25 protein-coding genes are annotated in these 26,998 nt (G+C 74.9%); 5 read left to right on the top strand and 20 right to left on the bottom strand.

Annotated elements, in window-relative coordinates; all coding sequences use genetic code 11:
- Nucleotides 1–13: 13 nt before the first annotated feature.
- From G5C62_RS05340 to G5C62_RS05310, 7 genes are all read right to left on the bottom strand, one after another.
- Entirely contained in the window at nucleotides 14–817 is an 804-nt protein-coding gene (locus G5C62_RS05340) for a polyprenol monophosphomannose synthase (protein ID WP_164700179.1), read from the bottom strand.
- On the bottom strand, nucleotides 814–2,340 hold the full coding sequence (gene lnt, locus G5C62_RS05335) for an apolipoprotein N-acyltransferase (protein WP_241175713.1): 1,527 nt from the start codon (nucleotides 2,338–2,340) through the stop codon (nucleotides 814–816). Before lnt ends, G5C62_RS05340 begins: the two co-directional genes overlap by 4 nt.
- A 609-nt stretch (nucleotides 2,341–2,949) precedes the next feature.
- Entirely contained in the window at nucleotides 2,950–3,360 is a 411-nt protein-coding gene (locus G5C62_RS05330) for a hotdog fold domain-containing protein (RefSeq protein ID WP_164700177.1), read from the bottom strand.
- On the bottom strand, nucleotides 3,357–4,163 hold the full coding sequence (locus tag G5C62_RS05325; RefSeq protein WP_164700176.1) for an OAM dimerization domain-containing protein: 807 nt from the start codon (nucleotides 4,161–4,163) through the stop codon (nucleotides 3,357–3,359). Before G5C62_RS05325 ends, G5C62_RS05330 begins: the two co-directional genes overlap by 4 nt.
- Complete coding sequence (locus G5C62_RS05320; RefSeq protein WP_164700175.1) at nucleotides 4,156–5,733, bottom strand: lysine 5,6-aminomutase subunit alpha; 1,578 nt, start codon at nucleotides 5,731–5,733, stop codon at nucleotides 4,156–4,158. The genes G5C62_RS05325 and G5C62_RS05320 overlap by 8 nt, the downstream gene beginning before the upstream one ends.
- A 100-nt stretch (nucleotides 5,734–5,833) precedes the next feature.
- Entirely contained in the window at nucleotides 5,834–7,339 is a 1,506-nt protein-coding gene (locus G5C62_RS05315) for an amidohydrolase (RefSeq protein WP_164700174.1), read from the bottom strand.
- Nucleotides 7,336–8,367, bottom strand: a complete 1,032-nt coding sequence (locus tag G5C62_RS05310) for an L-erythro-3,5-diaminohexanoate dehydrogenase (protein ID WP_206330473.1) — start codon at nucleotides 8,365–8,367, stop codon at nucleotides 7,336–7,338. The genes G5C62_RS05315 and G5C62_RS05310 overlap by 4 nt, the downstream gene beginning before the upstream one ends.
- 130 nt (nucleotides 8,368–8,497) lie before the next feature.
- On the opposite strand from G5C62_RS05310, the gene G5C62_RS05305 reads away from it, so the two are divergent.
- The 3 genes from G5C62_RS05305 to G5C62_RS05295 all read left to right on the top strand — a co-directional run bounded on the left by G5C62_RS05305 (nucleotide 8,498) and on the right by G5C62_RS05295 (nucleotide 11,999).
- Nucleotides 8,498–9,865 (top strand): KamA family radical SAM protein, encoded by a 1,368-nt coding sequence (locus tag G5C62_RS05305; RefSeq protein WP_164700173.1) that lies wholly within the window; start codon nucleotides 8,498–8,500, stop codon nucleotides 9,863–9,865.
- 172 nt (nucleotides 9,866–10,037) lie between these two features.
- Nucleotides 10,038–10,550, top strand: coding sequence for a GNAT family N-acetyltransferase (locus tag G5C62_RS05300; RefSeq protein ID WP_164700172.1), 513 nt, complete (start codon nucleotides 10,038–10,040; stop codon nucleotides 10,548–10,550).
- A gap of 12 nt (nucleotides 10,551–10,562) precedes the next feature.
- Nucleotides 10,563–11,999 (top strand): lipase maturation factor family protein, encoded by a 1,437-nt coding sequence (locus tag G5C62_RS05295; protein WP_164700171.1) that lies wholly within the window; start codon nucleotides 10,563–10,565, stop codon nucleotides 11,997–11,999.
- A gap of 3 nt (nucleotides 12,000–12,002) precedes the next feature.
- Here the strand turns inward: G5C62_RS05295 and G5C62_RS05290 are convergent, their stop codons facing one another.
- A complete protein-coding gene (locus G5C62_RS05290) occupies nucleotides 12,003–12,869 on the bottom strand; it encodes a 1-acyl-sn-glycerol-3-phosphate acyltransferase (protein WP_164700170.1) in 867 nt (288 codons plus the stop codon).
- Between the two features lie 44 nt (nucleotides 12,870–12,913).
- The gene (locus G5C62_RS05285) at nucleotides 12,914–14,077 is read right to left on the bottom strand and encodes a glutamate--cysteine ligase (RefSeq protein ID WP_164700169.1); all 1,164 of its coding nucleotides are present in this window, start codon (nucleotides 14,075–14,077) and stop codon (nucleotides 12,914–12,916) included.
- 157 nt (nucleotides 14,078–14,234) lie between these two features.
- Between G5C62_RS05285 and G5C62_RS05280 the strand changes: the two genes are divergently transcribed.
- Complete coding sequence (locus G5C62_RS05280; protein ID WP_164700168.1) at nucleotides 14,235–15,080, top strand: hypothetical protein; 846 nt, start codon at nucleotides 14,235–14,237, stop codon at nucleotides 15,078–15,080.
- 37 nt (nucleotides 15,081–15,117) lie between these two features.
- On the opposite strand, the gene G5C62_RS05275 is transcribed toward G5C62_RS05280, so the two are convergent.
- The 3 genes from G5C62_RS05275 to G5C62_RS05265 form a co-directional block, all read right to left on the bottom strand.
- The gene (locus G5C62_RS05275) at nucleotides 15,118–16,227 is read right to left on the bottom strand and encodes an Rv2578c family radical SAM protein (protein WP_241175712.1); all 1,110 of its coding nucleotides are present in this window, start codon (nucleotides 16,225–16,227) and stop codon (nucleotides 15,118–15,120) included.
- A 78-nt stretch (nucleotides 16,228–16,305) separates the two neighbouring features.
- Nucleotides 16,306–16,788 carry an Lrp/AsnC family transcriptional regulator gene (locus G5C62_RS05270; protein ID WP_052090455.1) on the bottom strand — a complete coding sequence of 161 codons (483 nt, stop codon included), beginning with the start codon at nucleotides 16,786–16,788 and terminating at the stop codon, nucleotides 16,306–16,308.
- Nucleotides 16,763–17,908 (bottom strand): Xaa-Pro peptidase family protein, encoded by a 1,146-nt coding sequence (locus G5C62_RS05265; RefSeq protein WP_241175711.1) that lies wholly within the window; start codon nucleotides 17,906–17,908, stop codon nucleotides 16,763–16,765. Before G5C62_RS05265 ends, G5C62_RS05270 begins: the two co-directional genes overlap by 26 nt.
- Before the next feature lie 75 nt (nucleotides 17,909–17,983).
- Here G5C62_RS05265 and G5C62_RS05260 point away from each other — a divergent pair, with 75 nt between their 5' ends.
- Complete coding sequence (locus G5C62_RS05260; RefSeq protein ID WP_164700192.1) at nucleotides 17,984–18,892, top strand: 5'-3' exonuclease; 909 nt, start codon at nucleotides 17,984–17,986, stop codon at nucleotides 18,890–18,892.
- A gap of 9 nt (nucleotides 18,893–18,901) precedes the next feature.
- Here the strand turns inward: G5C62_RS05260 and G5C62_RS28640 are convergent, their stop codons facing one another.
- The 8 genes from G5C62_RS28640 to G5C62_RS05220 form a co-directional block, all read right to left on the bottom strand.
- Nucleotides 18,902–19,492, bottom strand: coding sequence for a DUF4333 domain-containing protein (locus G5C62_RS28640; protein ID WP_164700167.1), 591 nt, complete (start codon nucleotides 19,490–19,492; stop codon nucleotides 18,902–18,904).
- A gap of 69 nt (nucleotides 19,493–19,561) precedes the next feature.
- Nucleotides 19,562–22,387, bottom strand: coding sequence for an RNA helicase (locus G5C62_RS05250; RefSeq protein ID WP_164700166.1), 2,826 nt, complete (start codon nucleotides 22,385–22,387; stop codon nucleotides 19,562–19,564).
- Nucleotides 22,371–23,240 carry a diacylglycerol kinase family protein gene (locus G5C62_RS05245; protein ID WP_241175710.1) on the bottom strand — a complete coding sequence of 290 codons (870 nt, stop codon included), beginning with the start codon at nucleotides 23,238–23,240 and terminating at the stop codon, nucleotides 22,371–22,373. The genes G5C62_RS05250 and G5C62_RS05245 overlap by 17 nt, the downstream gene beginning before the upstream one ends.
- 129 nt (nucleotides 23,241–23,369) lie before the next feature.
- Entirely contained in the window at nucleotides 23,370–24,233 is an 864-nt protein-coding gene (gene tatC / locus G5C62_RS05240; RefSeq protein ID WP_164700165.1) for a twin-arginine translocase subunit TatC, read from the bottom strand.
- A 91-nt stretch (nucleotides 24,234–24,324) separates the two neighbouring features.
- Complete coding sequence (gene tatA, locus G5C62_RS05235) at nucleotides 24,325–24,651, bottom strand: Sec-independent protein translocase subunit TatA (RefSeq protein WP_036332666.1); 327 nt, start codon at nucleotides 24,649–24,651, stop codon at nucleotides 24,325–24,327.
- A gap of 103 nt (nucleotides 24,652–24,754) precedes the next feature.
- Nucleotides 24,755–24,961 carry a hypothetical protein gene (locus G5C62_RS05230; protein ID WP_036332668.1) on the bottom strand — a complete coding sequence of 69 codons (207 nt, stop codon included), beginning with the start codon at nucleotides 24,959–24,961 and terminating at the stop codon, nucleotides 24,755–24,757.
- A gap of 50 nt (nucleotides 24,962–25,011) precedes the next feature.
- Entirely contained in the window at nucleotides 25,012–25,977 is a 966-nt protein-coding gene (locus tag G5C62_RS05225; protein WP_164700164.1) for a YafY family protein, read from the bottom strand.
- Nucleotides 25,974–26,951 carry a YafY family protein gene (locus tag G5C62_RS05220; RefSeq protein WP_164700163.1) on the bottom strand — a complete coding sequence of 326 codons (978 nt, stop codon included), beginning with the start codon at nucleotides 26,949–26,951 and terminating at the stop codon, nucleotides 25,974–25,976. Before G5C62_RS05220 ends, G5C62_RS05225 begins: the two co-directional genes overlap by 4 nt.
- Between the last annotated feature and the right edge of the window lie 47 nt (nucleotides 26,952–26,998).

The following is a 26,998-nucleotide window of genomic DNA, read 5'->3' as shown; positions in this document are numbered from 1 at the left end:
CGGTGGGTCCTCCCTACCGGAGGACCCTGGGCCGCCGCCCGTCCCGGGCTCGTGCTGGCACGGGCCGGGTCACCCGGCCCGGCAGCCGATCGGCCAGCCGGTCCAGGATGCCCCACCAGGTCACCCGTACCAGTGCTTCTCCAACGATCGAACCGCTCATCTTGCTCCGCCCGACGGTGCGTTCGCTGAAGGCGATCGGCACCTCGACCACCCGGGCACCGGCCCGGACCGCCCGCCAGGCCCAGTCGACCTGGAAGCAGTAGCCCTGACTGGCGACCGTGTCGAAGGGCAACCGGCGGACCAGCTCCATCCGGGCCGCCCGGAACCCGCCGGTCGCGTCGGCCAGCGGCAGCCGCAGCGCCCACCGGGTGTAGAGGTTGCCCAGCCGGGACAGCGCCAGCCGGTGCGGCGGCCAGTCGAGCACCTCTCCCCCGGGCACGTACCGGGACCCCAGCACCAGGTCGGCGTCGGCGAGGGCGGCCAGCAGCGCCGGGAGCCGCTCGGGCGGGTGCGAGCCGTCGGCGTCCATCTCGACCACCACGCCGTAGCCGTGCTGCTCGGCCCAGCGGAAGCCGGCGACGTAGGCCGGGCCCAGTCCCGCCTTGGCGGTGCGGTGCAGCACGTGCACCCGCTCGTCGGCCGCGGCCCGGGCGTCGGCCAGCTCGCCGGTGCCGTCGAGCGAGGCGTCGTCGACGACGAGGGCGTGCGCGGTCGGCACCGCCGCGTGCAGCCGGTCCAGGACCGCCGCCAGGTTCCCGACCTCCTCGTAGGTCGGGACCACCACGAGCACCGGCCCGGGGGCCGCCGGGCCGGTCACCGGCCGCGCTCGGCCCGGCGCCGGGCCAGGGCCGGGAAGGCCACCGCCAGGACGGCGCCCGCGCCCAGCGCCGTCAGCACCCACTCCGGGGCCGCGCCCAGCCGTTCGGCGACGGTCGAGGAGTCCCGCTGGGCGATCTCCTCGACGAAGGTGTCGGCGGTGAACAGCTCGGAGCGCTGCACGAGGGAGCCGTCCGGGGCGACGACGGCGCTGATCCCGCTGGTCGCCGCGACCACGACCGTGCGGCCGTACTCGACGGCCCGAAGCCGGCTCATCGCCAGCTGCTGCGCGCTCTCGTCGGTGTAGCCGAAGGTCGCGTTGTTGGTCTGCACGACCAGCATCCCGGCGCCGGCGTCGACGACGTCGGAGACCAGCCCGTCGTAGGCGACCTCGAAGCAGATGACGTCGCCGACCCGCGCCCCGCCGACGTCCAGGATGCCGACCTCGGTGCCGTGCACGAAGTCGGTGACCCGGTCCACGAGCGGGCTGAAGAACCGGAAGAACGGCCGGGCCGGCACGTACTCCGCCAGCGGCACGGGGTGCCGCTTGACGTAGGTGTCCCCCGGCCCGGTCACCGGGTCCCAGACGATGGCCGTGTTCGCCACGTACTCCCCCGGCAGCTGCACCACCGCGCCCACCAGGATCGGCGCGTCGATGGCGACCGCCGCGCGGGTGATGACCCGGGCGGCGTCGGCGTTGGTGTACGGGTCGATGTCGGAGCTGTTCTCCGGCCAGATGACCAGGTCGGGCTGCGCGGCCTCACCGCGCGCGACGGCTGCGGCCAGCTCGAGCGTCTGGTCCGCGTGGTTGTCCAGCACCGCCCGCCGCTGGGCGTTGAAGTCCAGCCCGGCCCGCGGCACGTTGCCCTGGATGACCGCCACCGTGCGGTCGGGCCCGCCCGCGGTCAGCGACGACCCCGCCAGCGGCAGCTCGGCCAGCACCGCGACCAGGGGGACGGCGAGCGCACCGACGAGCGCCAGGGCCGCTCCACGCCGTCCGGCTCGCCGCTCGCCGGGCCGGCGCGTGGCCCGGTGCAGGCCGACCAGGCCCGCGGCCAGCAGCGTGCCGGTCAGGGCGACCGCGAAGCTCACCAGCGGGACACCGCCGTAGGCCGCCAGCGCCGTGAACGGCCCGTCGGCCTGGCTGAACCCGAGCCGTCCCCACGGGAACCCGCCCAGCGGCTGCCGGCCGCGCAGTGCCTCGGCGCCCACCCACAGCGCGGCTGCCCACAGCGGCCAGGCGGGCAACCGGGAGGTGGCGGCCAGGGCGCCGCCGAGGAGCGCGAAGTACAGCGCCTCGAACACCGCCAGCACCAGCCAGGGGAAGGCGCCGACGTAGATGCCGGTCCAAGACAGCAGGGGCACCAGGAAGACCAGGCCGAGCACCAGCCCCAGCCACGCCCCGCTGCGCGCCCGTTCGCCGCGGACGGCGAGGGCGAGGGCGGCCGGCCCGAGCACGGCCAGCCAGTACAGGTCGTGCCCGGGGAAGGCGAGGTACAGCGCCAGGCCACCGGCTGCTGCCACGCCGGTGCGCCAGGGCCATCGGCGACGGGGGGCCGGGGGCTCCGCCGGGGTGTTCGAGGTGGCTGACTCCACCGTGCCGGTCGCCACCACTGCCGGCACCGCCGCCTTCGCGCTGGCCCGGGTCGAACCCGGGACGCCTCGGACCCGGCGTGCCGCGCGGACCCGGTCGTGGCACGGACGCCACGACCACGTCCAGCATCCCACTCCCGGCGGGGCGACCGCCGCAGCTCGCCCCGCTCGGCGTCCGTCCCCGGGGCACCCCGCGCCTTCGGGCCGGGACACCGGCCGCTGGCTGCGGCCGCTGCTCCGTTGTCTGGTGACGCGGGGCCCCGCCGGAGCGGACGTCGGGAGTGGGACGTGCACCCTCGGGTCCGCGGCTCCCCCTCGGCCTGGTGGGGACACGCAGCCGGCGACGCGAGGTGCGTCACCGGACTGCGTCACCGAGGGACGAGCGCGCGACTGTGCCGAGGGGGAAGCACACCCCGGTCTCCCGGGATGGGGCGACCCCGACCCTAGGCACCGACCCGACGTCGGGGAACCCCTCGGGACCAGTGGTTCGGAGCGTCACCGCAGTGGAACACCGGGTGGCGTGCAGATGTCCCGGCGGGGTCAGGCGGGGCTGCCGGGGACGACGAGCGTCGCCACCGCCTCCACCACCCGCAGCGGCGGGTCGAGCACCTGGGCGGCCGAGGCGCCGCGGGAGGGGTCGGCACGGGCGACCACGTCGGCCCAGCAGCGCAGCTCCCGGCTGCGGCGGCCGACCCGCACCACCTCGCAGGACGCCTCCAGGACGTCGCCGGCCTGCACTGCGGCGAGGAAGGAGACCTCCGAGTAGCCGGCGAGCAGCCCCTCGTCGCCGTCGGTGCGGATCGCCACCTCGGTCGCGACGTCGCCGAACAGGCCGAGCGTGTAGGCCCCGTCGACGAGCGAGCCGCCGTAGTGGGCGTGTGCGTGGGGCACGTAGCGGCGGTGGGTGACGACCAGCCCCAGGCGGGGGTCGGTCGGCCGCGGGTCGGTCATGCGGTCTCCTCGGGGACGAGTGCGTGCACCAGGTAGCTGGCGACCTCACCGGGCGTCGTCCCCCGGCCGAAGACCTTGTCGACGCCCAGGTCGGCGGCCATCGCCGGGTCGAAGCGGGGGCCGCCGACGACCAGCAGTGGCCGGGACTCCCCCATCGCCTCACGGAACGCCCCGGCCAGCTCGCGGGTGTTGCGCAGGTGCGCGTCCCGCTGGGTGACCACCTGGGAGACCAGGACGGCGTCGGCCTTCCGGGCGCGGGCGGCGTGCACCAGCTCCGGGACGCTGACCTGGGCGCCGAGGTTGGCCACCTGCAGCTCCCGGTAGTACTCCAGGCCCTTCTCCCCCGCGAAGCCCTTGAGGTTGAGGATCGCGTCGATGCCCACGGTGTGCGCGTCGGTGCCGATGCACGCGCCCAGGACGACGAGGCTGCGCCGGAGCCGGGTCTTCACCGCGGCGTTGACCTCGCCCGGGGAGAGCAGCGGGTAGGGGCGCTCCTCGACGTGCACGGCATCCAGGTCGACCAGGTGTCGCACGCTGCCGTAGACGACGAAGAAGGTGAAGGCGGCGCTGTCGCCCGCCGCCCCACCCCCGGATCCGATGCCGGCGCTGTGCACCACCATCGCCGGCTCGATGCCCATCTTCTGCGCCAGCTGCAGCGCGGCGCCGTCGGCCTTGGGCCCGGGCGGGACGGGCAGCGTGAACGACGTCTGCACCATCCCGTCGCCGGTGGTGTCCCCGTACGGCCGGACGACGCTCCCGGCCCCCGGACCACCAAAATGGCCATTCTGGTGGTCGTCAGGCACGGGACACCTCGCGGGTGAGCAGTTCGGTGGCCGGGTCGAAGTGGTCGGCGGCCTTGCGGACGACGCCGTCCAGGCCCTTGCCGCCGTCCGGGGACCGCTTGGTGATGCCGAACGTGCCGTCGGCGATCGCCTGGATCAGGCCCTGCGGGTGTGCGGCGATCCGCTCCAGCAGCTCCACCGCCTCGGTGAGCACGGTGTGGGCGCGGCGGTCGATGAACCCGCCCGGCTGCGGGGCGAAGTCCTCGTGCAGGTTCCCGGCGGCCTCGAGCACGTAGCGGACGTTGCGCAGCGCCAGGTCGCGGTCGCTCAACCAGGGGGTGACCACCGCTTCGGTCATCATCCCGACCAGCAGGATGCCCTGGCCGGTGAGCGCCCCGGCCAGGTTGAAGAACCCGTCCAGCAGGTAGCCGCGGAAGACGTCGCCCGTCATGTGCTTGGTCGGCGGCATCCACTTGAGCGGCGCGTCCGGGAACAGCCCGCGGGCCAGCAGCGCGTGCGCCAGCTCCAGCCGGAAGGACTCGGGGACGGCCGGATCGATCTCGAAGGCGTGACCGAGGCCGAGCTGCCAGTCCTCGAGCCCGGCCTCGTGTGCGAGCCGCTCGTTCAGCAGCTGGCTGACGGTGACGGTGTGCGCCTCGTCGACGGCGTCGGCGGTGGTGAGGTAGTTGTCCTCGCCGGTGTTGATGATGATCCCGGCGCGGGCGTGCACCATCCGGCTGAACCGCTGGTCGACGAAGGTCCGGTGCGGGTTGATGTCGCGGAAGAGGATCCCGTACATCGCGTCGTTGAGCATCATGTCCAGCCGCTCCAGCCCGGCCAGGACGGCGATCTCCGGCATGCACAGCCCGGACGCGTAGTTGGTCAGCCGGACGTAGCGGCCCAGTTCGGCGCTGACGTCGTCCAGCGCGGCCCGCATCAGCCGGAAGTTCTCCTGGGTGGCGTACGTGCCGGCATAGCCGGTGCGGGTGGCGCCCTCGGGCACGTAGTCCAGCAGCGACTGCCCGGTGGAGCGGATGACGGCGATGACGTCGGCCCCGGCGCGGGCGGCGGCCTGCGCCTGTGGGATGTCCTCGTGGATGTCTCCGGTGGCCACGATCAGGTAGATCCACGGTCGGCGGGGTGGGTCGCCGTGCGTGGCCACCAGCTCCTCCCGGCGGGCCCGGTTGGTGTCGATCCGGGCGATCCCGGCACCGACGGCGGCGCGGCTGGCCTCCCGGGCCCGCTCGGCGGCGGCGCCCTCGGGCACGGTGAACCGGGCGGTGCCGGCGCCGACCTGCTCGGCGAGGTCCTGCAGCGTGCCGCCGGAGCCCAGCGCGTGCCAGACCGGCAGGGCGACGCCGTGCTCCAGCCCGACCTGGTCGCGGACCGCGTCCACCACGCGGTTCACCCACGGCACCTCGCCGTCGCCGTCCACCGGGTCGGTGCCGGTCAACCCGGCCAGCCGCAGCGTGGCCCGTTCCACCGAGACGGTCGTGTAGGTCACGGCCAGGTCCACCACCGGCGCCGCCGCCCGGGCGGCGAGCTCCCGCGCCCGCGCCACCAACGCCTGGTCCAGTTGCAGTCGGCTCATCGCACTCCCCTGTGTCGGGTCGGCTCCGGTGCAGGAGCCGGAGGCCTCCTGCCGGGGACGACGACGCGGCTCCGGGCCGGCTGCGGTGTACCCCGGAGGGTCAACACGGTTCCCCGGCGACGATCAGCTGGCGGCAGGTGGGGCGGGCACGGGCGGCGAGGACGGCGGAGAGCGTCAGCTCGGTCGCCCACAGCGCCAGGTCCGCCGGCGCACCGACCGCCAGCGGCCCCTCCGGGTGCTCGCCGCGGGTGGCGACCCAGCCGCCGTGGGTCGCCGCGTCGAAGGCGTCGAACGGGCGCATGCCGGAGCCGGGGGTGGTGTGGTCGACCGCCGCGTGCACCCCGCCCCACGGGTCCAGCGGGGTGACCGGGGCGTCGCTGCCGATGGCCACGGCCACCCCGGCGTCGACGAGGTCGGCCAGCGGGTTGCAGCCGGCGGCCCGCTCGACGCCCAGCCGCTCGGCGTACATGCCGGCCGGCCCGCCCCAGGCGGCGTCGAAGGCGGGCTGGACGCTGGCGACCATCCCCCACCGGCGCAGCTGGTCGATCGCGGCGTCGCCGACCATCTCCACGTGCTCCAGGCGGTGCCGGCAGGCCCGGACGGCGTCCCGGCCCAGCTCCGCGACGACCGTGCCGACCGCGGCCAACACCTGGTCGACGGCGGCGTCCCCGATGCAGTGGAACCCGGCCTGCAGCCCGGCGACGGTGCAGGCGCGGACGTGCTCGACGAGGGCCGCGGTGTCGAAGCGCAGCGCGCCGGTGGTCTCCGGCCGGTCGGCGTAGGGGCTGCTCAGCGCCGCGGTGTGCGAGCCGAACGCGCCGTCGCAGAACAGGTCACCGCCGGCGCCGGCCAGCCGGAGCTCACGGACGACGTCCAGCCCGCCACGCTCGGACAGCTCGCCCCAGTACCCGACCACCCGCGGCCCGGGGGCCTCGGCGGCCAGCGCGAGCAGGCCGGCGAGGTCCTCGGCGCTGGACACCTCCGGGCCGGCCATCTCGTGCACGCTGCCGATCCCCAGCGCGGCCGCGGCGTCCAGGGTGGCCCGCTGGGCGCTGTGGCGCTGGTCCGGCGGCACCGACCCGTAGGCGGCTTGCCGGGCGGCATGGTGGGCGTCGAGCCGGAGCCGGCCGTCGGGGCTGTACCCGGGCAGCTCGGTGATGCCGGGCACCCGGTCCAGCAGGGCGGTGGAGACGGTGGCCGAGTGAACGTCGACCCGGGCCAGGTAGGCCGGCCGCTCCCCGACCACCGCGTCCAGGTCGTGCCGGGTGAGCCCGCGACCCTCGGGCCAGGCCGTCTCGTCCCAGCCGGTGCCGAGCACCGTGCCGGTGGGGGCGGCGGTGGTCTGGGCGGTGACGCCGGTCAGTGCGGACCGCAGGCTGTCGGCGCCGTGCAGGTCCAGCCCGGTCAGCGCCAAGCCGGTGGCGGTGGCGTGCACGTGGGCGTCGACGAACGCGGGGGTCAGCAGCGCTCCCCCGCCGTCCAGCACCCGGGCTGCGGTGGGTGCGTCGGCCGCGGCGCCCAGCCAGGCGATCCGCCCGTCGACGACGTGCACGGCACGGCCGGGCCGGTCGCCGACCGTCACGTCCCGGATGAGCAGCCCGCTCACGAGGCGCGGACCCGCGGCTCGATCAGCGACCGGACACCCGGCGAGTGCCGGTAGAGGTCCATCGCCAGGGCTGCGTGCCCCGGCGTGTAGCCGTTGCCCACGAGCATCGTCACGTCCGCCGCCATCCCCTCAGCTCCCAGGGCCGCCGCCGAGAAGGACGTGGCCATGGAGAAGAAGACCACGGTGCCGCCGTCGGCCGTCGCGAGGATCGCCCCGTGCTCGGCGCCGGGGGTGTCGACGCACACGACGGTGACGTCGACCGGCTGGCCGACCGCTGCGGCGACGGCGAACGGATCGGTGGCGTCGGCCACGACCACCTCGTCGGCCAGCCGCGCCGCCCGCAGCGCCGTGGCCTCCCGCTCGTCGCGGACCACGCCGACCAGCCGGCCCGCGCGAGCGTCCCGGGCGGCGGCCAGGCTCAGGCAGCCGGACTTGCCGGCCGCACCCAGGACGGCGACCGAGGGTCGGTGACCCGAGCGGTGCACGACCCGCTCGGTGGCCGCCGGGGCGCCACAGACGTCGAGCACCGCCAGCGCCACCTCCTGGGGAATGTCGTCGGGGAGGACGGCGGCGATCGAGCGGGCGAAGAGGACCGCCGTCCCGGCGGCCGGCACCTGCTCGCTGCGCCCGTCCCACTGCGCCAGTCCGTCGGTGATCCGCAGCGGGGTGAGCGTGAGGGAGACCAGGGTGGCCACCCGCTGGCCGGGTTCCAGGCCCAGCGGGGAGTCGTCGCCCACCTCGTCGACGACGCCGATGAGCATCCCGCCCGAGCCGGTGACCGGGTTGTGCATCTTGCCCCGGCTCCCGACGATCCCGAGGACGGCGGCGCGCACCCGGTCGCCGTCCCCGCCGTGTTCCTCGGCCAGCTGCCGGTAGGAGGCGGCATCGAGGTTGAGCCGGTGCACGGTGATGCGGACCTCGTCGGGGCCGATCCGTGGGTCGGCGTCCAGCCGGGCGGCCGCCTGGGGCAGCACGCCGGCCGGTTCGAGCACCCGGTGCACTCCGAGGCTGCGGTGCAGCGCGTTCATCGCCACCGTCGTCCCTTCGTCGTCTCCGGCTCGACACCGGAGAACCTATCGTCATCTGCCCCTGATGCCATACTTCTTCCCGTAGGGTCGCGGTGTCGGAGTCGAAGACGTCGCGCGGACAGGAGTTCCGGTGCTGGAGCAGCCCTACGAGTACACCGCCCGTGAGCTCATCGAGCCCGACTGGCGGCGGTTGCCCGGCTTCGCCGAGGTCACCGACGAGGACTGGCGCAGCGCACAGTGGCAGCGTGCGCACTGCGTGAAGAACGTGCGCCAGCTGCGCGGTGTGTACGGCGACCTGCTGGACGAGTCGTTCTACGCCGACGTCGAGGCCGACCAGGCCGGGCGGGCGACGATGTCGCTGCTGCTGCCGCCGCAGATGCTCAACACGATGGTGCCCGCGGCGCTGCCCTCGACCGCCGCGATGCTCGCCGACCCGGTGCGTCGCTACATGCTGCCGGTCGCCTCCGACCGGCTGCCCGGCGACGAGGCGAGCCACCCGCACGCGGCCCGCGACTCGCTGCACGAGCACGAGATGTGGGCCGTCGAGGGCCTCACCCACCGCTACCCGACCAAGGTGCTGGCCGAGCTGCTGTCCACCTGCCCGCAGTACTGCGGGCACTGCACCCGGATGGACCTGGTCGGCAACTCCACCCCGGCGGTGGACAAGCTGCGGTTCGACCTCAAGCCGGTCGACCGGCAGGCCGAGATGCTGGCCTACCTGCGCCGCACCCCCGGCGTCCGGGACGTCGTCGTCTCCGGTGGCGACGTCGCCAACCTGCCGTTCAAGAACCTCGCCGCGTTCGTCGAGGGGCTGCTGGAGATCGACTCGATCCGCGACGTCCGGCTCGCCTCCAAGGCGCTGATGGGCCTCCCCCAGCACTGGCTGCAGCCCGAGGTCGTCGACGGGATGGGCCGGCTGGCGGCCACCGCACGGGCACGCGGCGTCTCGCTGGCGGTGCACACCCACGTCAACGCCGCCCAGTCGGTGACCCCGCTGGTCGCCGAGGCCACCCGGGCGCTGCTGGCGGCCGGCGTGCGCGACGTGCGGAACCAGGGCGTGCTGCTGGCCGGGGTGAACGCCACCGCCGGGCAGCTGCTGGACCTGTGTTTCGCGCTGCTCGACGGCGCCTCCATCACGCCCTACTACTTCTACATGTGCGACATGATCCCCAGCGCCGAGCACTGGCGGGTCTCGCTGGGCACCGCGCAGACCCTGCAGCACGACGTCATGGGCTACCTGCCGGGCTTCGCGACGCCGCGGATCGTGTGCGACGTGCCCTACGTCGGCAAGCGCTGGGTGCACCAGGTCGCCGAGTACGACCGCGAGCGCGGCATCTCCTACTGGACGAAGAACTACCGCACCGGCATCGAGCGCACCGACGCCGATGCGCTCGACCGCCGCTACGCCTACTACGACCCGATCGCCGGCCTGCCCGCTGAGGGCCGCGCCTGGTGGGCCGCCCAGCGCGACCGTCAGCTCACCCCCGTCGGCGGCTGACGCCCCGGTCACCGCCCCCTCCCGCTCCACCGACGGTGATCAGGTGACCTGATCACCGGCTGTCCTCCCTCACCAGCGTTGGTGCGGGGGGACAGTCTTCGATCAGGGGACCTGATCACTGCTGGGCGGGCGGCGGGGTTTCGACCGGGCGGACGGCGGTAGGCACCTCCGGGTGGAACTGCTGTGCACCGACCGGCTGCGGCTGCGGGCGTGGACGACGGACGACGCCGACCTCGCCCGCCTCGCCGACCTGTACAGCCGGGACGAGGTGACCCGCTGGCTGGGCGGTGCACCCACGGTGTCGCCCGCTGAGCTCGTCGAGCGCTGGCGGCTGGTGCACCAGCTGGACCCGGCGCACGGGTGCTGGGCGATCGAGCCGCGCAGCGGGGGCCCACCGGCGGGCACGGTGCTGCTCAAGCCCCTCCCCCACGGCGTCGGTGAGGTCGAGGTCGGCTGGCACCTGCACCCGGACAGCTGGCGGCTCGGCTACGCCACCGAAGCGGCCCGGGCGGTCGTCGACCGGGCGTTCGACGACGGGCTGCTCGAGGTCTACGCCGTCGTCCGGCCGGGCAACGAGGCCTCGCTGCGGGTCTGCCAGAAGCTGGGCATGCAGGCGTTGGGCCGCACCACCCGCTGGTACGGCACCGAGCTGGAGGCGTTCCGGCTCGAGGCCCCGGCGAAGTGAGCGGAGGCCACCGTGGACTGGTTCGCCGACCCGGGCGCCTGGATGGGCCGCTGGGTGTTCACCCGGGGACTCGCGCTGGTCTACCTGATCGCGTTCGTCGCGGCCCTGCACCAGGGGCGCGCGCTGCTCGGCACCCACGGCCTGACGCCGGCCCCCCGGTACCTGGAGCGGGCCTCCTGGAAGCGCGCGCCGAGCCTGTTCCACCTGCACTGGTCCGACCGGTTCTTCGCCGGCTGCTGTTGGACCGGCATCGCGCTCTCCGCCGCCGCTCTCGGCGGGCTGGCCGACCGGTTGCCGCTGGCCGGCTGGATGGCGCTGTGGGCGGTGCTCTGGACGCTCTACCTGTCGATCGTGAACGTCGGGCAGATCTGGTACGGCTTCGGCTGGGAGTCGCTGCTGCTGGAGGCCGGGTTCCTCGCCGTCTTCCTCGGCCCGGCGCACGTCGCACCACCCGTGCTGGGCATGTGGCTGCTGCGCTGGCTGCTGTTCCGGCTGGAGTTCGGCGCCGGGTTGATCAAGATGCGCGGTGACCGTTGCTGGCGGGAGCTGACCTGCCTGAACTGGCACCACGAGACCCAGCCGATGCCCAACCCGCTGAGCTGGTGGTTCCACCGGCTCAGCCCCCGGCTGCACCGGGTGGAGACGCTGGCCAACCACGTCACCCAGCTGGTCGTCGTGTTCGGTCTGCTGGCGCCACAGCCGATCGCCGGCGCGGCGGCCTTGGTCATCGTGGTCACCCAGGGGTACCTGCTGATCAGCGGCAACTTCGCCTGGCTGAACGCGCTGACCCTGGTGCTGGCCCTGTCGGTGGTCGACGGGCGCTGGCTGGCCGCCGTGCTGCCCGTCGACCGCCCCGACGAGCTCTCCTCCCCCACCTGGTTCGTCGGCGTGGGGATCGGGCTGGCGCTGCTGGTCGCCGTCCTCAGCGTGGCGCCGGTGCGGAACATGCTGTCCCCGGGGCAGCGGATGAACACCAGCTTCGACCCGCTGCGGCTGGTGAACAGCTACGGCGCCTTCGGCTCGGTGACCAAGGTGCGCCGGGAGCTGGTCGTGGAGGCCACCGACGGCACCGGGCCGGACGCCGTGTGGCGGGAGTACGAGTTCCGCGGCAAGCCCGGCGACGTCCACCGCCGTCCGCCCCAGTGGGCCCCCTACCACCTGCGGCTGGACTGGCTGATGTGGTTCGTAGCCCTCTCGCCGGCCTACGGCCGGGCCTGGCTGCTGCCCTTCCTCGGCAAGCTGCTGGACGCCGACCCGGCCACCCTGCGGCTGCTGCGCTCGGCGCCCTTCGGCACCGACCGCCCCGCCGCGGTGCGGGTCCTCGTCTACCGCTACCGGTTCACCACCCGCCAGGAACGGCGGGAGACCGGTGCCTGGTGGCACCGCAGCTACGAACGGGAGATGGTCGCCCCGCTCACCGCCGACGACTTCGGCGCGCGGGTGCGCTGAGGGTCAGCGGCGGACGCGACCCAGCAGCGCCTTGGCCCGGGCCAGCGGGTGCGGGGCCTTGACCCGCGTCCGGTTGCCGGCGGCGTAGTCGGCGTCGTTGATCGCGGCCACCTCCGGGGTCGGCGCGCTGCCGCCCAGGTGGGCCGGCTGCCACCAGCGGTCGCCGTCCCCGGCCGGCTGGTCCGGGTAGGTGCGCTGCGCCTCGTCCAGCAGCTCGACCATCGCCGCCTTGGTGCGACGGAGCAGGGCCTGCGGCTTCTCCCCCGGCTCGGGGACGATCGGCTCGCCGATGATCACCGTCACCGGCACGTCCCGGCGCAGCACCACCTTGTGTGCCTTGGTGGCGATGCGCTGCCCACCCCAGACGGCGGCGGGGATGATCGGCACCCCGGCCTCGACTGCCATCCGGGCTGCCCCGGCCTTGACGTCCTTGACGGTGAACGAGGTGCTGATCGTCGCCTCGGGGAAGATCCCGACCAGGTGGCCGTCCTTGAGCGCCCGGACGGCGGCGTCGAACGCCGAGGCACCGGCCTTGCGGTCGACCGGGATGTGCTGCATGGCGCGCATGAAGGGCCCGGCGAACCAGTGCCCGAAGATCGCGGCCTTCGCCATGAACCGCACCAGCCGGTGCTGCGGCAGCGCGGCGAGCCCGAGGTAGGTGAAGTCGAAGTAGGAGACGTGGTTGCTGCAGATGACCGCGCCACCGGTGGCCGGGACGTGCTCGGCCCCGCGGATGTCGAACCGGAAGCGGAACAGCCGGAAGACGACCAGCACGATCCGGATCACCGACCGGTAGGGGCGGTCCCGAGGGTCCGGCTTCGGCCCGAACAGGTCCCGGCGGGCGACGTCGCCCCAGCTGGCCGTGTACATGGGCGGACCCTAACCAACCCGGGTCCGAGAGCGGCGCTCCGGCCTCAGTCGCCGTGGGTGGCGGCGACCGCGGCCCGGACGACGGCGGCCGGGTCGCCGGTCTCGTCGAAGACCTCGCGCTGCAGGATCGCCCCGGTGCCGCGGCGCAGGAGGTCGGCGATGCCCGCCTCGACCCGCTCGGTGTCGCCACTGTCACCCAGGGCCGGGCGCACGTGCTCGACCAGGGCGGTGACCACGTCGGCGGCCGGGGCCGGCTGACCGGTCCGCGGGTCGACCAGGTCCCCGGTCAGGCCGGAGCGGCCGGCCCGCCAGCCGGCGACGCGGAGCACCTCGGTCCGCACCTCCGGCGCCGGGACGCCGGACCGCCACTCCCGGGCCGCGGTCTCGACCAGGCCGCGCACCAGCCCGGCCAGCAGGACGGCGTCCTCCACCCGCAGCGCGACGTCGGACACCCGCACCTCCACCATCGGCCAGGTGGCCGAGAGGCGGGCGTCGAAGTAGACCATCCCCTCGTCGAGCACCGTCTCGGTCGCGACCAGCTCGGCGATCAGCTGGTGGTACCGGGCCGGGGTGCCGAACACGGCGTTCGGGCCGGCGGAGGGCCACCGGTTCCAGACCTGGGAGCGGAAGCTCGCGTAGCCGGTGTCGCGCCCGGACCAGAACGGCGAGTTGGTGGTCAGCGCGGTCAGCACCGGCAGCCACACCCGGATGCGGTCGAGGACGGCGACCCCCTCCTCGTCGTCGTCGACGGAGACGTGCACGTGGCAGCCGCAGGTGAGCACCTCGGCGGCGGTGAGGCCGAAGACCTCGACCATCTGCGCGTACCGCTCCCCCGGCGTCGTCTCCGGTTCCACGGCCACCGGTGAGCTGGCCAGGGCCGCCACCCGGGCGCCCACGGTCGCGGCGGCCGCATCGGCCCGGGAACGCCAGTGCCGCAGCTCCGTGGCCACCTCGTCGAGCTCCCGGCAGACCCGGGTGCCCAGCTCGATCTGCTGCTCCTTCAGCTCGGGCACCAGGCGTGGACCGGCCGGGGCCCCGGCGGCGTCGGTGTCGGGCGCCGCATCGGACTGCTGGGCGCGGTCGTGCTCTCCGACCGTCTCTCCCTCACCGCGGCGGGCGGCCACCTCCAGCGCCTCCGGGGCCAGCGGCACCGGCACCCCCGCCGGATCGACGACCAACAGCTCTTCCTCGACTCCGACGGTGCGCACCGACCCATGATCACGGGCATCCCGGTCGTCGTGCTCGCTGGGCCCAGCCAGGGCGGCGGCGTTGCTGATCCGTGTCCGGAGGGCACGGTGGTCGTCTTCGGCAGGTGACGACAACGATTTGTCGCGACACTGTTGGGGATAACGGTAGTGTGCTGACATGCCAGGTGCATGGCAGCCGCCGCTGCCCGACATGCCTGCCCCTCCGCCGGCCCGCGCCTGGGCCCGGCTGCCCGTGCCGCCGGGGTACGAACCGCAGTGGCGGCGACTGGTCGAGGCGGCCCTCGAGCAGGGGCTGGGGCCGGACGCGCTCGCCGAGACCGGCTTGGAGCCGCTGGTCGCGGCCCGCGACTGGAAGCCGGCCACCGTCGCCCTGTACAGCAAGGTCGCTCGCTACGGCGGGGTCGGGGTGCCGCGGGCCACCACCCCCGAGCCCGATCCGGTGACCCTCGACCTGCGGGAGCTGACCCGGGTGCGCAGCGAGGCGCCGGAGCACCTGCGCTCGGTCGCGTGGTGCGCGCTCGCGCTGGGCTGGCCGGCGACGGTGGGCCAGTTCCAGGGGTTGCGCCGGGACCAGGTGCAGGCGACCGGACGCCGCCTCGTCGTGGCCACCGAGGACGGCGAGTGGTCGGTGCCCGGGGCGCTGACCGCCTGGCACGCCTGGGAGGAGGTCCGCAGCCGGTTCCCCGGCCTGGCGGCGAGCCCGTGGGTGCTGCCGGCGCTGCGGCGGGGCCCGGGGCCGAACTCGCACGTCGGTGGGCAGCTGTCCACGCAGGCGCTGCAGGTGACGTTCGCCAAGCACGCCGTGCGCACCGCGACGGCGATGCGCGCCACGGCCCCGCCCAGCCGCCGTGCGGAGGTCGAGGAGCTGGCGGCGGACTACCTGACGCTCTCCTACGACTCCTACCGTCGGCTGGCGCTGGCCGGTGGTGCGCCGCCGGTGGGCCCCCGCGGCGCCGTGCGGGCGTTGCGCACCGTGGGCCGTCGCGCCCGGCTGGCCGGCTGACCCCGGCTCCCTCCCCCGTGTCAGTCCGACGCCGGGTTCAGCACAGCGTCAACTGCTCGGGCGCCTCGTCGATCGGCGCGACCTCCGGCCGTCGGGTGGGCAGACTGCCGGCGGGGAAGCCCACCGACTCGTCGCCGGGCAGGCCGAGGCTGCTGCCGGCGTCGACGCCGCGCGCCACTCCCCCGCTCTGCCGGTCCAGGCCGTACCGGGCCAACACCGGGGCCACCCGGCCGGCGAGCCAGCTGCGGTACTCGGCCGGCACGTAGGCGCCGCGGCCGTACAGCTGGCGGTACCGGCCGACCAGGCCGGGGTGCTCCCGGGACAGCCAGGCGGTGAACCACTCCCGGGCGCCCGGGCGCAGGTGCAGCGGCAGCACGGTGACCCCGGTGGCCCCGGCCGCGGCGATGGCGCCGATCGCCGCCTCCAGGTGCTCCATCCGGTCGGTGAGGCCGGGCAGCACCGGGGCCAGGAAGACCCCGCAGGGCAGCCCGGCGTCGGTGATCGCCCGGACCAGGTCCAGCCGCGCACGGGGCGTGGGGACGCCGGGCTCCAGGGCGGCGTGCAGGTCGTCGTCCCAGATGGCCATCGACACCCCCATCCCGACCGGGACGTCGCGGGACGCGGCGGCCAGCCGGGGGACGTCGCGGCGGGCCAGTGTGCCCTTGGTCAGCACCGAGAACGGGGTGCCGGACCGGGCCAGGGCGTCGATGATCCCGGGCATCAGCCGGTAGCGGCCCTCGGCCCGCTGGTACGGGTCGGTGTTCGTGCCCAGCGCCACGTGCTGGCGCTGCCAGGACGGTCGGGCCAGCTCGCGCCGCAGCACGTCGACGAGGTTGGTCTTGACCACGATCTGCTGGTCGAAGTCGGCCCCGCTGTCCAGCTCCAGCCACTCGTGCGTCCCCCGGGAGTAGCAGTAGACACACGCATGGGAGCAGCCCCGGTAGGGGTTGATCGTGTGGCCGAACGGCATCGCCGAGCCCTTCGGTACCGCGTTGAGTGCGCTCTTGGCCCGCACCTCGTGGAACGTCAGGCCCGGGAACTCCGGGACCTGCACGCTGCGCAGCAGGCCACGCACGTCGGGCAGCCCGGGCAGGGTGCTGGGCTCGTCGAAGTCCAGCCGCTGGGCGTCCCACCGCATGCTGACCATCCGAACACATGTTCGATGCCCTGTCCACCGGCCCCCTCGCAGGCCCGCTGCGAGCCTGCGAGGGGCAGGGGTCCTCCCTCAGACCGGCGGACGGTCCTCGTAGAAGGTGGAGAGGACGACGGTGGTCCGGGTGGTGACGTTGGCCGCCGACCGGATCTCGTGCAGCAACGCCTCCAGCGCGTCGGGCGAGGCCACCCGCACCTTGAGGATGTAGCTCTCCACCCCGGCCACCGAGTGGCAGGCCTCGATGGCCGACAGGTGCGCCAGCCGGGTCGGCGCGTCGTCGGGCTGGGCGGCCTCGATCGGGGTGATCGAGACGAAGGCGGTGAGCGGCAGCCCGAGCGCCTTGGCGTCCAGCTGAGCCGCGTAGCCGGTGATCAGACCACGTTGTTCCAGCCTGCGGACCCGCTGGTGCACCGCGGACACCGACAGCCCGACCCGGTCGGCCAGTTCGGTGAAGCTCGCCCGACCGTCGCGGGCCAGGGCGCTCAGCAGCTCGCGGTCGACGTCCTGGGTGGCCGGCGGCCCGCCCGGCTCAGCCGGGGAGTTCGACGAGCTCACGGGGACCGTTGTTCAGGTTGCGGACGCCGTCGTCGGTGCAGACGACGATGTCCTCGATCCGGGCGCCGTAGCGCCCGGGCAGGTAGATGCCGGGCTCGACCGAGAAGGCCATCCCCGGCTCCAGCGGCAGGTCGTTGCCGGCGACGACGTAGGGCGCCTCGTGGGTGTCCAGCCCGATGCCGTGCCCGGTGCGGTGGATGAAGTGCTCACCCAAGCCGGCCTTGGTGATGACGTCGCGGGCGACGGCGTCGATCTGGGCGCAGGTGACCCCCGGGCGCACCGCGGCGACGGCCGCCGTCTGGGCCCGCTGGAGGACGGCGAACCACTCGGTCAGGCCACGGGCGGCGTGCCCGCCGACCAGATAGGTGCGGGTGCAGTCGGAGCGGTAGCCGGTCGCCGTCTCCCCGCCGATGTCCACGACGACCATGTCCCCGGCCTCCACCACCCGGTCGGAGACCTCGTGGTGCGGGCTGGCGCCGTTGGGGCCCGAGCCGACGATCGTGAAGTCGACGCCGACGTGGCCCTCGGCGAGGATCGCCGCCGCGACGTCCGCGCCGACCTCGGCCTCGGTGCGGCCGACCCGCAGCCACTCCCCCATCCGGGCGTGCACCCGGTCGATCGCCGCACCGGCGATCGCCAGCTCCTCGACCTCGGCCGGCGTCTTCACCATCCGCAGCCGGTCGATGACCGGGCTGGCCAGCTCCAGCGCCGAACCGGGCAGCGCCCGCTGGATGCCGAGCGCGTGCTCGGCCCAGGTGCGGGACCCGACGGCCACCCGGACCGGCGCGCTGCCCAGCCGGGCGGTGACCGCCTCGGCCAGCCGGGCGAAGGAGTCGTCGGTCTCGTCCCAGGGCAGCACCTCCAGGCCCAACGACCCGGCCGGGGAGGCCTCGATCATCGGCGCCTCCAGCCGCGGCACTACCAGCAGCGGCTCGCCCCGGCGGGGCACGGCCAGCGCGGTCAGCCGCTCCATGGCGTGCGCGTCGTAGCCGCACAGGTAGCGCAGGTCGGAGCCGGGCGTGACGACGACGACGTCGATGTCGAGCTCGTCGGCGAGAGCGCGGGCGGCGTGCACCCGGTCGATGGACACCAGCGGGGAGGAGGGAGAGACGGCGACCACGTCCGCAGACTAACCAGCGGGAGCGACAGCCCCGGCCGTCGTCATCGCACCGTTACCGTGCCCGGCGTGACGACGATGCTCCTGGACGCTGCGAGCCTCTACTTCCGTGCCTTCTACGGGGTGCCGACCAGCGTGACCGGGCCGCACGGCCGGCCGGTCAACGCCGTCCGCGGCTTCCTGGACATGACCGCCCGGCTGGTCGTCGCCCACTCCCCCACCCGGCTGGTCGCCTGCTGGGACGACGACTGGCGCCCGGCGTTCCGGGTCGCCGCGCTGCCCAGCTACAAGGCGCACCGGGTCGCACAGGAGGGCGGTGAGGAGGTGCCCGACGAGCTCGGGCCGCAGGTGCCGGTGCTGGTCGAGGTGCTCGCCGCCGCCGGGCTGACCCGGGTCGGCGCCCCCGGCTACGAGGCCGACGACGTCATCGGCACGCTGGCCACCCGGGCCCGCGGGCCGGTCGACGTGGTCACCGGCGACCGGGACCTGTTCCAGCTGGTCGACGACGCCCGCGACGTGCGGGTGCTCTACACCAACCGCGGCATCAACGACCTGGAGTTCGTCGACGAGGCGGCCGTCGCGGCGAAGTACGGCATCCCCGGCCGCTCCTACGCCGACTTCGCGGTGCTCCGCGGCGACCCCAGCGACGGGCTGCCCGGGGTGTCCGGCGTCGGGGCGAAGACGGCAGCGGCGCTGATCAACGAGTTCGGGTCACTGGCCGGCATCCGGGAGGCGGCCGCCCGCACCGCCGTCCCCCAGGCACCGCTGACCGCGGCGGTGCTGAAGATGCTGCACGCGGCCGCCGACTACCTCGACGCCGCACCCGAGGTGGTCGCCGTCGTCACCACCATCGACCTGCCACCGGTGGACGGCGAGCTGCCCCGCCGCCCGGCCGACCCCGACGCCCTGGCGGCGCTGGCCGAGGCGCACGGGCTGGAGTCCTCGGTGCGCCGGCTGGGGTCGGCGCTGGGGTGGCCGCAGGGCTGAACGGCCCGGTCAGGTCGCCACCCAGGTGTAGTCGCCGTCCTCGCCGGTCAGCGTGATCGTGATGCTGACCGGTTCGCCGTCGACGGTCCGGCCCGCGCACGAGTAGGTGGCGCCGGCGCGGACCGGGAGCTCGTCCTCGCAGTTGAGGTCGAGGGCGACGCCCTCCCGGTCCTCGAACTGGTCGGCCACGGCACGCTCCACCGCCGCCGGGTCGAGCCGGGTGGCGCCCAGCGGGGACGGCAGGGTCAGCGCGACGACCACCAGCAGGACCGCCAGCGTGACCAGCACCAGCCTCGGCGGCCGGGACCGTCTCCTGGCCGGCTGCGCCGGTGGACCCCAGCCCCCGGGAGACCCGAACTGCGCGGACGGCGGCCCCCAGCCACCGGGCTGCCCGTACTGGCCGGGCTGGCCGTACCCGGGGGCCTCCCCCCAGCCCTGGTACCGCGGTGGCTGCCCCGGTCCGCCCGACGGTGGACCCCAGCCGCCCTGTGGGGCGCCCCACCCCGCTGCCGCCGGCCGGGGACCGGGTGCGCCGCCGGGCTCCCGGTCCGGGCGGGCCCAGGGGGACTGCGGGTCCTCGCCCTGCGGCGGCTGGCTCATCGTCGCTCCTCGATCGGCTCCCCGGTGCGGTGCACCGGGGACGGCCGATTGTGGCCCACCGGCCGCGGATCAGTCGGTGACGGCGACCGCGACGACCCCGCGGCGCACCCGGCCCACCGCGGCGCGCGCGATCCCGGCCAGCGGGTCGTCGGCGACCTTGGCGAGCTGGTCGAGCAGGTCGACCAGCTGCCGCGCCCAGCGGACGAAGTCGCCGCCGGAGAGCTCGGTGCCGGCCTGCTGCGCCCCGGCCAGCACCCGGTCCAGGCTCTGGCCGTCGGCCCACCGGTAGGCGGCCCAGACGAAGCCCAGGTCCGGGTCGCGGGTGACCGGCACGGCGTGCTCGCGCTCGAGGTCGGTGAGCGCGGTGTGCACCCTGCGCATCTCGGCGAGCGCACCGGCGACCTTGCCGGCCGGCACGGAGGGCTGGGCGGCGCTCTCCCGACGCGCCTCGAACACCAGGGCGGAGACGCAACCGGCCAGCTCGGCGGGGGTGAGCCCGCGGAACACACCGGCCCGCAGGCACTCGGCGGTCAGCAGGTCGGTCTCCGACCAGATCCGGCCGAGCCGGCGGCCGGCCTCGGTGACCACCGCCGCGGGCGGGGCGTCGTCCTGCGGGGGGGCCGGGTGCAGGTAGCCCAGCTCGGTGAGGACGTCGCAGGTGCGGTCGAACTGCTGGGTCAGCGAGCTGGTGCGGTCGGCGATCTGCCGGCGCAGCCGCTCGCCGTCCCGCACCTCGCGCAGCCAGCGGTCGGCGGCACGCACCCGCTCCTCCCGGTCGGGCAGCCCGTGCACCGGGTGGGCGCGCAGCGCGTGCCGCAGGTCGGCGAGCACCGGGTCGTCGTCGGCCGCGGACCGCCCCTTGGTCCGCCGGGCACCCAGGCCGTTCTCGGCGCGGGCGTTGCGCAGGGTGGAGGCGAGGTCCCGGCGGGCGTGCGGGCTGCGGTGGTTGAAGTTCTTCGGCACCTTGACCCGGGCCAGGGCGCTGACCGGCGACGGGAAGTCGACCGAGCCGAGCCGGCCGGCCCACTTGTCCTCGGTGAGCACCAGCGGCCGGGGGTCGGTGAGCTCGGTGACCCCGGGGTCGAGCACCACGGCCAGGCCCTGGCGCCGTCCGCTCGGCACCCGGATGACGTCGCCGGCCCGCAGGGCAGCGAGGGACTCGGCGGCCTCCAGCCGGCGCTTGGCCTGCGAGTCCCGCGACAGCGCCTTCTCCCGCTCGGAGATCTCCATCCGCAGCCGGGCGTACCCGGCGACGTCCAGCACCGCGGCGCTGAGCCCGGCGTTCATCTCCTTGAGCAGCCGGGCGGCGTCCTCCTCGTGCCGGGCGGCCGAACGGGCCAGGCCGACCACCGACCGGTCGGCCTGGAACTGGGCGAAGGAGGAGGCGAGCAGCTCACGGGCGTGCGCCCGGCCGAAGGCGCCGACCAGGTTGACGGCCATGTTGTAGCTGGGCCGGAAGGAGGAGCGCAGCGGGTAGGTGCGGGTGCTGGCCAGCCCGGCGACGGCCGCCGGGTCGACCCCCGGCGCCCAGACGACGACCGCGTGCCCCTCGATGTCGATGCCGCGCCGGCCGGCCCGGCCGGTGAGCTGGGTGTACTCCCCCGGCGTCACGTCGGCGTGGGCCTCGCCGTTCCACTTCACCAGCCGCTCCAGGACGACGGTGCGCGCGGGCATGTTGATGCCGAGGGCGAGGGTCTCGGTGGCGAACACCGCCTTGGCCAGGCCGCGGACGAAGCACTCCTCGACGGTCTCCTTGAACGCCGGCACCAGCCCGGCGTGGTGGGCGGCGAAGCCGGCGAGCAGCCCCTCCCGCCACTCCCAGAAGCCGAGGACGTGCAGGTCCTCCTCGGGCAGCGACCCGGTGCGCCGGTCGATGATCTCGGCGATCGCCCGGCGCTCGGTCTCGTCGGTGAGCCGCATCCCCGAGGCCAGGCACTGGTGGACGGCGGCGTCGCAGCCGTTGCGACTGAAGACGAAGGTGATCGCCGGCAGCAGCCCGGCCCGGTCCAGCCGCTCGATGACCTCCGGCCGGGACGGCGGCCGGTACCGGGGCTTGTGGCTGAACCCGCCGCGGGTTCCGCCACCGCCGGGCCAGCTGTCGTGCCGGCGTTCCTGCTCGTGCACGTACCGGACCAGCTCGGGGTCGACCACGGCGCGGCCGCGCTCGCGGGTCGACAGCCCGCGCGGGGTCTGCTCCCACTCCCCCGCGTGGGCGGCGGGCCGCAGCGCGAACAGGTCGAACACCCGGCCGCCCACCAGCATGTGCTGCCAGAGCGGGATCGGCCGCACCTCGCTGACGACGACCGCCGTGTCCCCGCGGACGGTGACCAGCCAGTCGGCGAACTCCTCGGCGTTGCTCACCGTGGCCGACAGCGAGACCAGCCGGACGTGCTCGGGGAGGTGGATGATCACCTCCTCCCACACCGCGCCGCGGAACCGGTCGGCGAGGTAGTGCACCTCGTCCATGACGACGTAGCCGAGGTCGGTGAGCGCCGGGGAGTCGACGTAGAGCATGTTGCGGAGCACCTCGGTGGTCATCACGACCACCGGTGCGTCGCCGTTGATGGCGTTGTCCCCGGTGAGCAGCCCGACCTTCGCCGCCCCGTACCGGTCGCAGAGGTCGCGGTACTTCTGGTTGCTCAGCGCCTTGATCGGCGTGGTGTAGAAGGCCTTGCGGCCCTCCTGCAGCGCCTTGTGGACGGCGAACTCCCCCACCACGGTCTTGCCGGCGCCGGTCGGGGCACAGACCAGCACACCGGAGCCCTGCTCCAGCGCCTCGCACGCCTCGACCTGGAACGGGTCCAGGGAGAAGCCGAGTTCGGCGGTGAAGTCCGAGAGGGTGGGGTGCGCGTTCCGCCGGCGGGCAGCCGCATAACGCTCAGCCGGGCTGGACATGCCCCCACGTTAGGCGCTCTCCCTCCGCGCCACCGGTCGTCCCCGCCCTACCACCAGAATGGCCATTTCGGTGGTACGGAGCCGCGCCGAAGACGGTGAGGGCGCCGGGTACGCAGACGGTCGTGGCCGGGAGCGCGCAGATCGGCTCGCCGTCGGCCCAGGTGGTGAGGCCGGCGCCGGTGAGGCCGATCTCCCGGCCGCGCAGCACGGTGACCGCGGGGTGGCCGACGTGGCTGCCGGCGGCCAGCCGAGGGCGGGTGCGCACCAGCTCCCGGCGGCTGACCGGCCCGATGACGACGACCTCCAGCAGCCCGTCGGCCGGGTCCGCGCCGGGGGCGATCCGCAGCCCGCCGCCGTACCAGGGGGTGTTGCCGACCGCGACCAGGGTCACCTCCTGCTGGCGGACGGCGCCGTCGACGGTGAGCGTGACCGCGCGGGGCCGCAGCTGGGCGAGCTCGAGCAGGATCGCGACGTCGTAGCGGCGGGGGCCGCGTGGCCAGCGCAGCCGGTGCGCTCGCTCGGTGACCGCCGAGTCGAAGCCGCAGCACAGCACGGTGGCCCACCACCGCTCGCCGGTGCGCGCGGCGTCGAGCTGCCGGGTGCGGCCGGCGTGCAGGTCCGCGGCGAGGGCGGCGGCGGCCCGCACCGGGTCGGTCGGCACACCGAGGGCGGTGGCCAGGTCGTTGCCGCTGCCGGCCGGCAGCAGCGCCAGCGGGGTGCCGGTTCCGGCCACGGCCTGGAGGACGGCGTGGGCGGTGCCGTCGCCACCGAGGGCGGCCACCGCCCCGACCCCGTCGCCCGCAGCGACCGTGGCCAGCCGTTCCGCCTCCGCCCGGGTGCGGGCGGCCAGCACCGGGGCCGCACCCCACCGGCGGTCAGCGCTGCCACGACGGCGGGAACGGCCCGGGCTGCGCGGCCCCGCCCGGCGGCGGCGTTGACCAGGACGGCCACCTCGGGCCGCGTCATGCCCGCCCGGACCGGCTCAGCGCTGCAGGTGCGCCGGCTCGTCGAGCGAGCTCGGGGTGGTGTCCAGCGGGCTCGCCGCGTCGATGCTCGGGGATGCCTCGTCGTCGTCCAGCCCGGCCAGGCCCTCCGCGGCCTCCCGCTTGGCCCGCCGCTTGTCCACGAACCGGGCGATCTGGATCGCGATCTCGAACAGCACGCACATCGGCGCGGCCATCAGCAGCATGGTGAACGGGTCCTGCGTGGGGGTGATGAACGCGGCGAACACGATGGTGAGGAAGTAGATCCACCGCCGGCTCTTGGACAGCGTCTCGTAGGAGAGGACGCCGATCAGGTTCAGGACCATCGCGATCAGCGGCAGCTCGAAGCTCACCCCGAAGGCGACCAGGAGCGAGATGACGAAGCCGATGTACTCCTGCGCGGTCAGCGCGACGGTGACGCCGTCGCCGGCCAGGCCGATCAGCAGCTCCAGGCCCTTGGACAGGGCGATGTAGGCCAGTGCGGCCCCCAGGGCGAACAGGCTGCTGGACGCCGCGACGAACGCGACGCCGTAGCGCTTCTCGCTCTTCTTCAACCCGGGGGTGAGGAAGGCCCACACCTGGTACAGCCAGAACGGCGAGGACAGCACCACCCCGACGATGAAGCTGATCTTCAGCCGGATCAGCGCACCGCCGAGGACGTCGATGACCAGCAGGTCGCAGTCGCCGTCGGGCTGGCTGGGCAGCCCCCGGGCGTCCGAGGCCAACCCGCAGTAGGGCGCCCGGATGAACTGGCCCAGGCCCTGCTCGTACCACCAGAACGCCACCGCGGTGCCGATCAGCACGAAGAAGAGCGCGATGCCGATGCGGTTGCGCAGTTCGCGGAGATGGCCGATGAGGCTCATGGTCGCCGCGGCGTCCCGTTCGGGACGCCGCGGTCGACGGTCACGCACACGCCCTGCCAGGGTCACGGGCGGCAGCGGTCGGTGCTGGGGGTCAGCGCGTGCCGTCGGCGGCTGCCGACGAACGCACCTGCTCCGCACGCGCCCGGGCCTCGGCGGCCCGGGCCTCGGCGGCGGCCGCCTCGGCCTCGTAGTCGACGGCACCCGGGGTCACCGCGGGGGCCACGATCTCACCGGTGACCGGGGACGTGCGGGCCTCGTCCTTGGCGCGCACGTCGTCGTCCTTCATGCCCTTCATCTCGGACTTGAAGATGCGCATCGAGCGCCCCATCGAGCGGGAGGCGTCGGGCAGCTTCTTGTAACCGAAGAGCAGCAGGACGGCCAGGATGATGAGGCCGATCTCCATGGGGCCGAGGTTCATCGGACTCCTCCTAGTCGTGGCGGACGTGCCGGGCCGACTCTACGCCGGGAACGCCGTGGGTCCAGGGCTGCGGACGGCTGTACGCACGCCGTCCATCTCGGGTTCAGTCGTCGGTCTCCGACCGCTCCGCGCGCTGGGCGGCGGCCTTCTCCGCCGAGGCCTGGACCTCGGCCAGCACCGGGCGGACGTCGCGCTCCAGCGCCCGCAGCTCGCCGTCCAGCCGGCCGGCGGCACCGAACACCCCGTACGCCAGGACGCCGAGCACCAGCAGGGCCAGCACCGGGACGACGATCCACACGATCAGCAGCACAGGGCGAGCCTAACCGGCGCTGCCCGGAAGGGGCTCGGCTGAGCTGCCGGTCAGTCCGCGTACCGGGCCAGCGCGGCGCGGGCCTCCTCGGCGACCCGGGTGGCGAGCTCGGCCGGCTCGTCCACCGTCGCCGCCCCGCCCAGCGACGCCACCAGGCGGCGGGCCCAGCCCAGGTCCGACGTCCGCACCGTGACCGCCAGCCCACCCGGCGGGTCGGTCACCTCGGTCTGCTCCTCCACCGGGTAGTAGTCGGCGACCCAGCGGGCGGTGCGGGCCAGCCGCAGCCGGACCAGCGGCTCCTCCGCGCCGGGCTGGTAGAGCCCGTCGTCCAGGTCACGCTCGTGCGCCTGGGGTGGTGGCGCGGCCGGCTCCTCGAGCACCGCGACGTCGTCGATCCGGTCCAGCCGGAACAGCCGCACGCCCTCGGCGTTCCGGCACCACGCCTCCAGGTACCAGTGGCCGTCGACCAGCAGCAGCCGCATCGGGTCGACGGTGCGCTCGGTGCGCTCGTCGCGGCTGGGCACGTAGTAGTGCAGGTGCAGGGCGCGGCGCCGCTCCACCCCGTCACGGACGACGGCGAGGGACTGCGCGCGGGCGTCGACGCTGACCGCCACCGGCGCCCGCACCTCGGCGGGGTGCCCGGCGGCCGCCGAGACCTTGGCCAGCGCCCGGCTCACCGCCTCGCCCTCGGCCAGCCCGGGCAGCTCCAGCAGCGTGCGCAGGGCGACTATCAGCGCGACCGCCTCGTCGGTGGACAACCGCAGCGGGCGGACCATCCCGGCGGTGAAGGTGATCCGCACCCGGTCGCCCTCGAAGGCCAGGTCGATGAGGTCGCCCGGGCCGTGCCCGGGCAGGCCGCAGAGCCACAGCAGGTCCAGGTCGCGGCGCAGCTGGGCCTCGGTGACCCCGAAGTCGGCGGCCGCGTCGGCCAGCCGGACGCCGTCGGGCCGGGCGGTCAGGTAGGGCACCAGCGCCAGCAGCCGGGTCATCCGCTCCGCCGTGCTGGGCGCCGTCATGTCCGCTCCCCCGCGGCGGCCAGCCGGCTGAGCCGTTCCACGACCGCCTCGCGCATCCGCTGCGGCGCCTCGACGAGCACGTCCGGGCCGTAGGCGGCCAGCTGGTCGGCCAGCGCCCAGGGCGCGGTGGTGCGCAGCTCCAGCCGGTCGTCGCCGTCGTCCGCGGCACCCAGTGGGGTGGCGTGCCGGCGCAGGCCGATCGCGGTCCCCGGCCGGGCGCGGACGACGACGAGCTGCTCCTCCCGGCGCTCCGAGCCGGCCACCACCGAGGCGAGGTCGAGGTCGGCCGGCGGCTCGAAGGCGCCGGCCGGGCCACTGGCCCGCGGCGTGCCGGTGACCCGGGAGAGCCGGAAGACGCGGGCTGCCTGCCGGTCGAGGTCGTGGCCGACCAGGTACCAGCGGCCGTGCCAGGCCACCAGGCCCCACGGCTGCACCCGGCGGCGGCTGGCGGTCTGCTCGTCCGGACGGCGGTAGTCGAAGGCGAGCGCCCGGCGGTCGCGCGCCGCCGCATAGCAGGGCTCGAAGGCGGGCTCGCCGGCGTCCAGGCGCGGCTGGATGGACAGCCCCCGGGACTGGTCGACCTCCACCCCGGCGGCGCGGAGCTTGACCAGGGCGCTCTGCGCGGCGCCGGCCAGCTGCGCGGACTGCCACAGCCGCAGCGCCAGGCCCACGGCAGCGGCCTCCTCACCGGTGAGGGTGATCTCGGGCAGCTCGTAGTCGGCCCGGGCGATGCGGTAGCCGTCCTCGGTGTCGAAGGCGCTGGTCCGCCCGGTCTCCAGGGGCACGCCGATCTCGCGCAGCTCGGCCTTGTCCCGCTCGAACATCCGTTTGAACGCCTCGTCGGCGCGGTCGGTGCCGTCGTCGGGCTCGTACCCGGGGACGATCGAGCGGATCTTCGCCGCCGAGACGTACTGCCGGGTCCCGAGCAGGGCGATGACCAGGTTCACCAGTCGTTCTGCCCGCTTGGCTGCCACGGGCACAGGCTAGTGCGCGGCGGCCGGCGCGCTCGCTGGTTAGCCTC

Source organism: Modestobacter sp. KNN46-3, assembly GCF_011039295.1.
This window is presented reverse-complemented; position numbering and strand designations above follow the sequence as displayed.

Coding starts and splice junctions, on each gene's coding strand:
- G5C62_RS05250 (WP_164700166.1), bottom strand. CDS start 22,387: ATGTCCAGCCCGGCTGAGCGTTATGCGGCTGCCCGCCGGCGGAACGCG.
- G5C62_RS05280 (WP_164700168.1), top strand. CDS start 14,235: ATGCCAGGTGCATGGCAGCCGCCGCTGCCCGACATGCCTGCCCCTCCG.
- G5C62_RS05330 (WP_164700177.1), bottom strand. CDS start 3,360: ATGACCGACCCGCGGCCGACCGACCCCCGCCTGGGGCTGGTCGTCACC.
- G5C62_RS05290 (WP_164700170.1), bottom strand. CDS start 12,869: ATGTACACGGCCAGCTGGGGCGACGTCGCCCGCCGGGACCTGTTCGGG.
- G5C62_RS05225 (WP_164700164.1), bottom strand. CDS start 25,977: ATGACGGCGCCCAGCACGGCGGAGCGGATGACCCGGCTGCTGGCGCTG.
- G5C62_RS05260 (WP_164700192.1), top strand. CDS start 17,984: ATGCTCCTGGACGCTGCGAGCCTCTACTTCCGTGCCTTCTACGGGGTG.
- G5C62_RS05310 (WP_206330473.1), bottom strand. CDS start 8,367: ATGAACGCGCTGCACCGCAGCCTCGGAGTGCACCGGGTGCTCGAACCG.
- G5C62_RS05275 (WP_241175712.1), bottom strand. CDS start 16,227: ATGGTCAGCATGCGGTGGGACGCCCAGCGGCTGGACTTCGACGAGCCC.
- tatA (WP_036332666.1), bottom strand. CDS start 24,651: ATGAACCTCGGCCCCATGGAGATCGGCCTCATCATCCTGGCCGTCCTG.
- G5C62_RS28640 (WP_164700167.1), bottom strand. CDS start 19,492: ATGAGCCAGCCGCCGCAGGGCGAGGACCCGCAGTCCCCCTGGGCCCGC.
- G5C62_RS05320 (WP_164700175.1), bottom strand. CDS start 5,733: ATGAGCCGACTGCAACTGGACCAGGCGTTGGTGGCGCGGGCGCGGGAG.
- tatC (WP_164700165.1), bottom strand. CDS start 24,233: ATGAGCCTCATCGGCCATCTCCGCGAACTGCGCAACCGCATCGGCATC.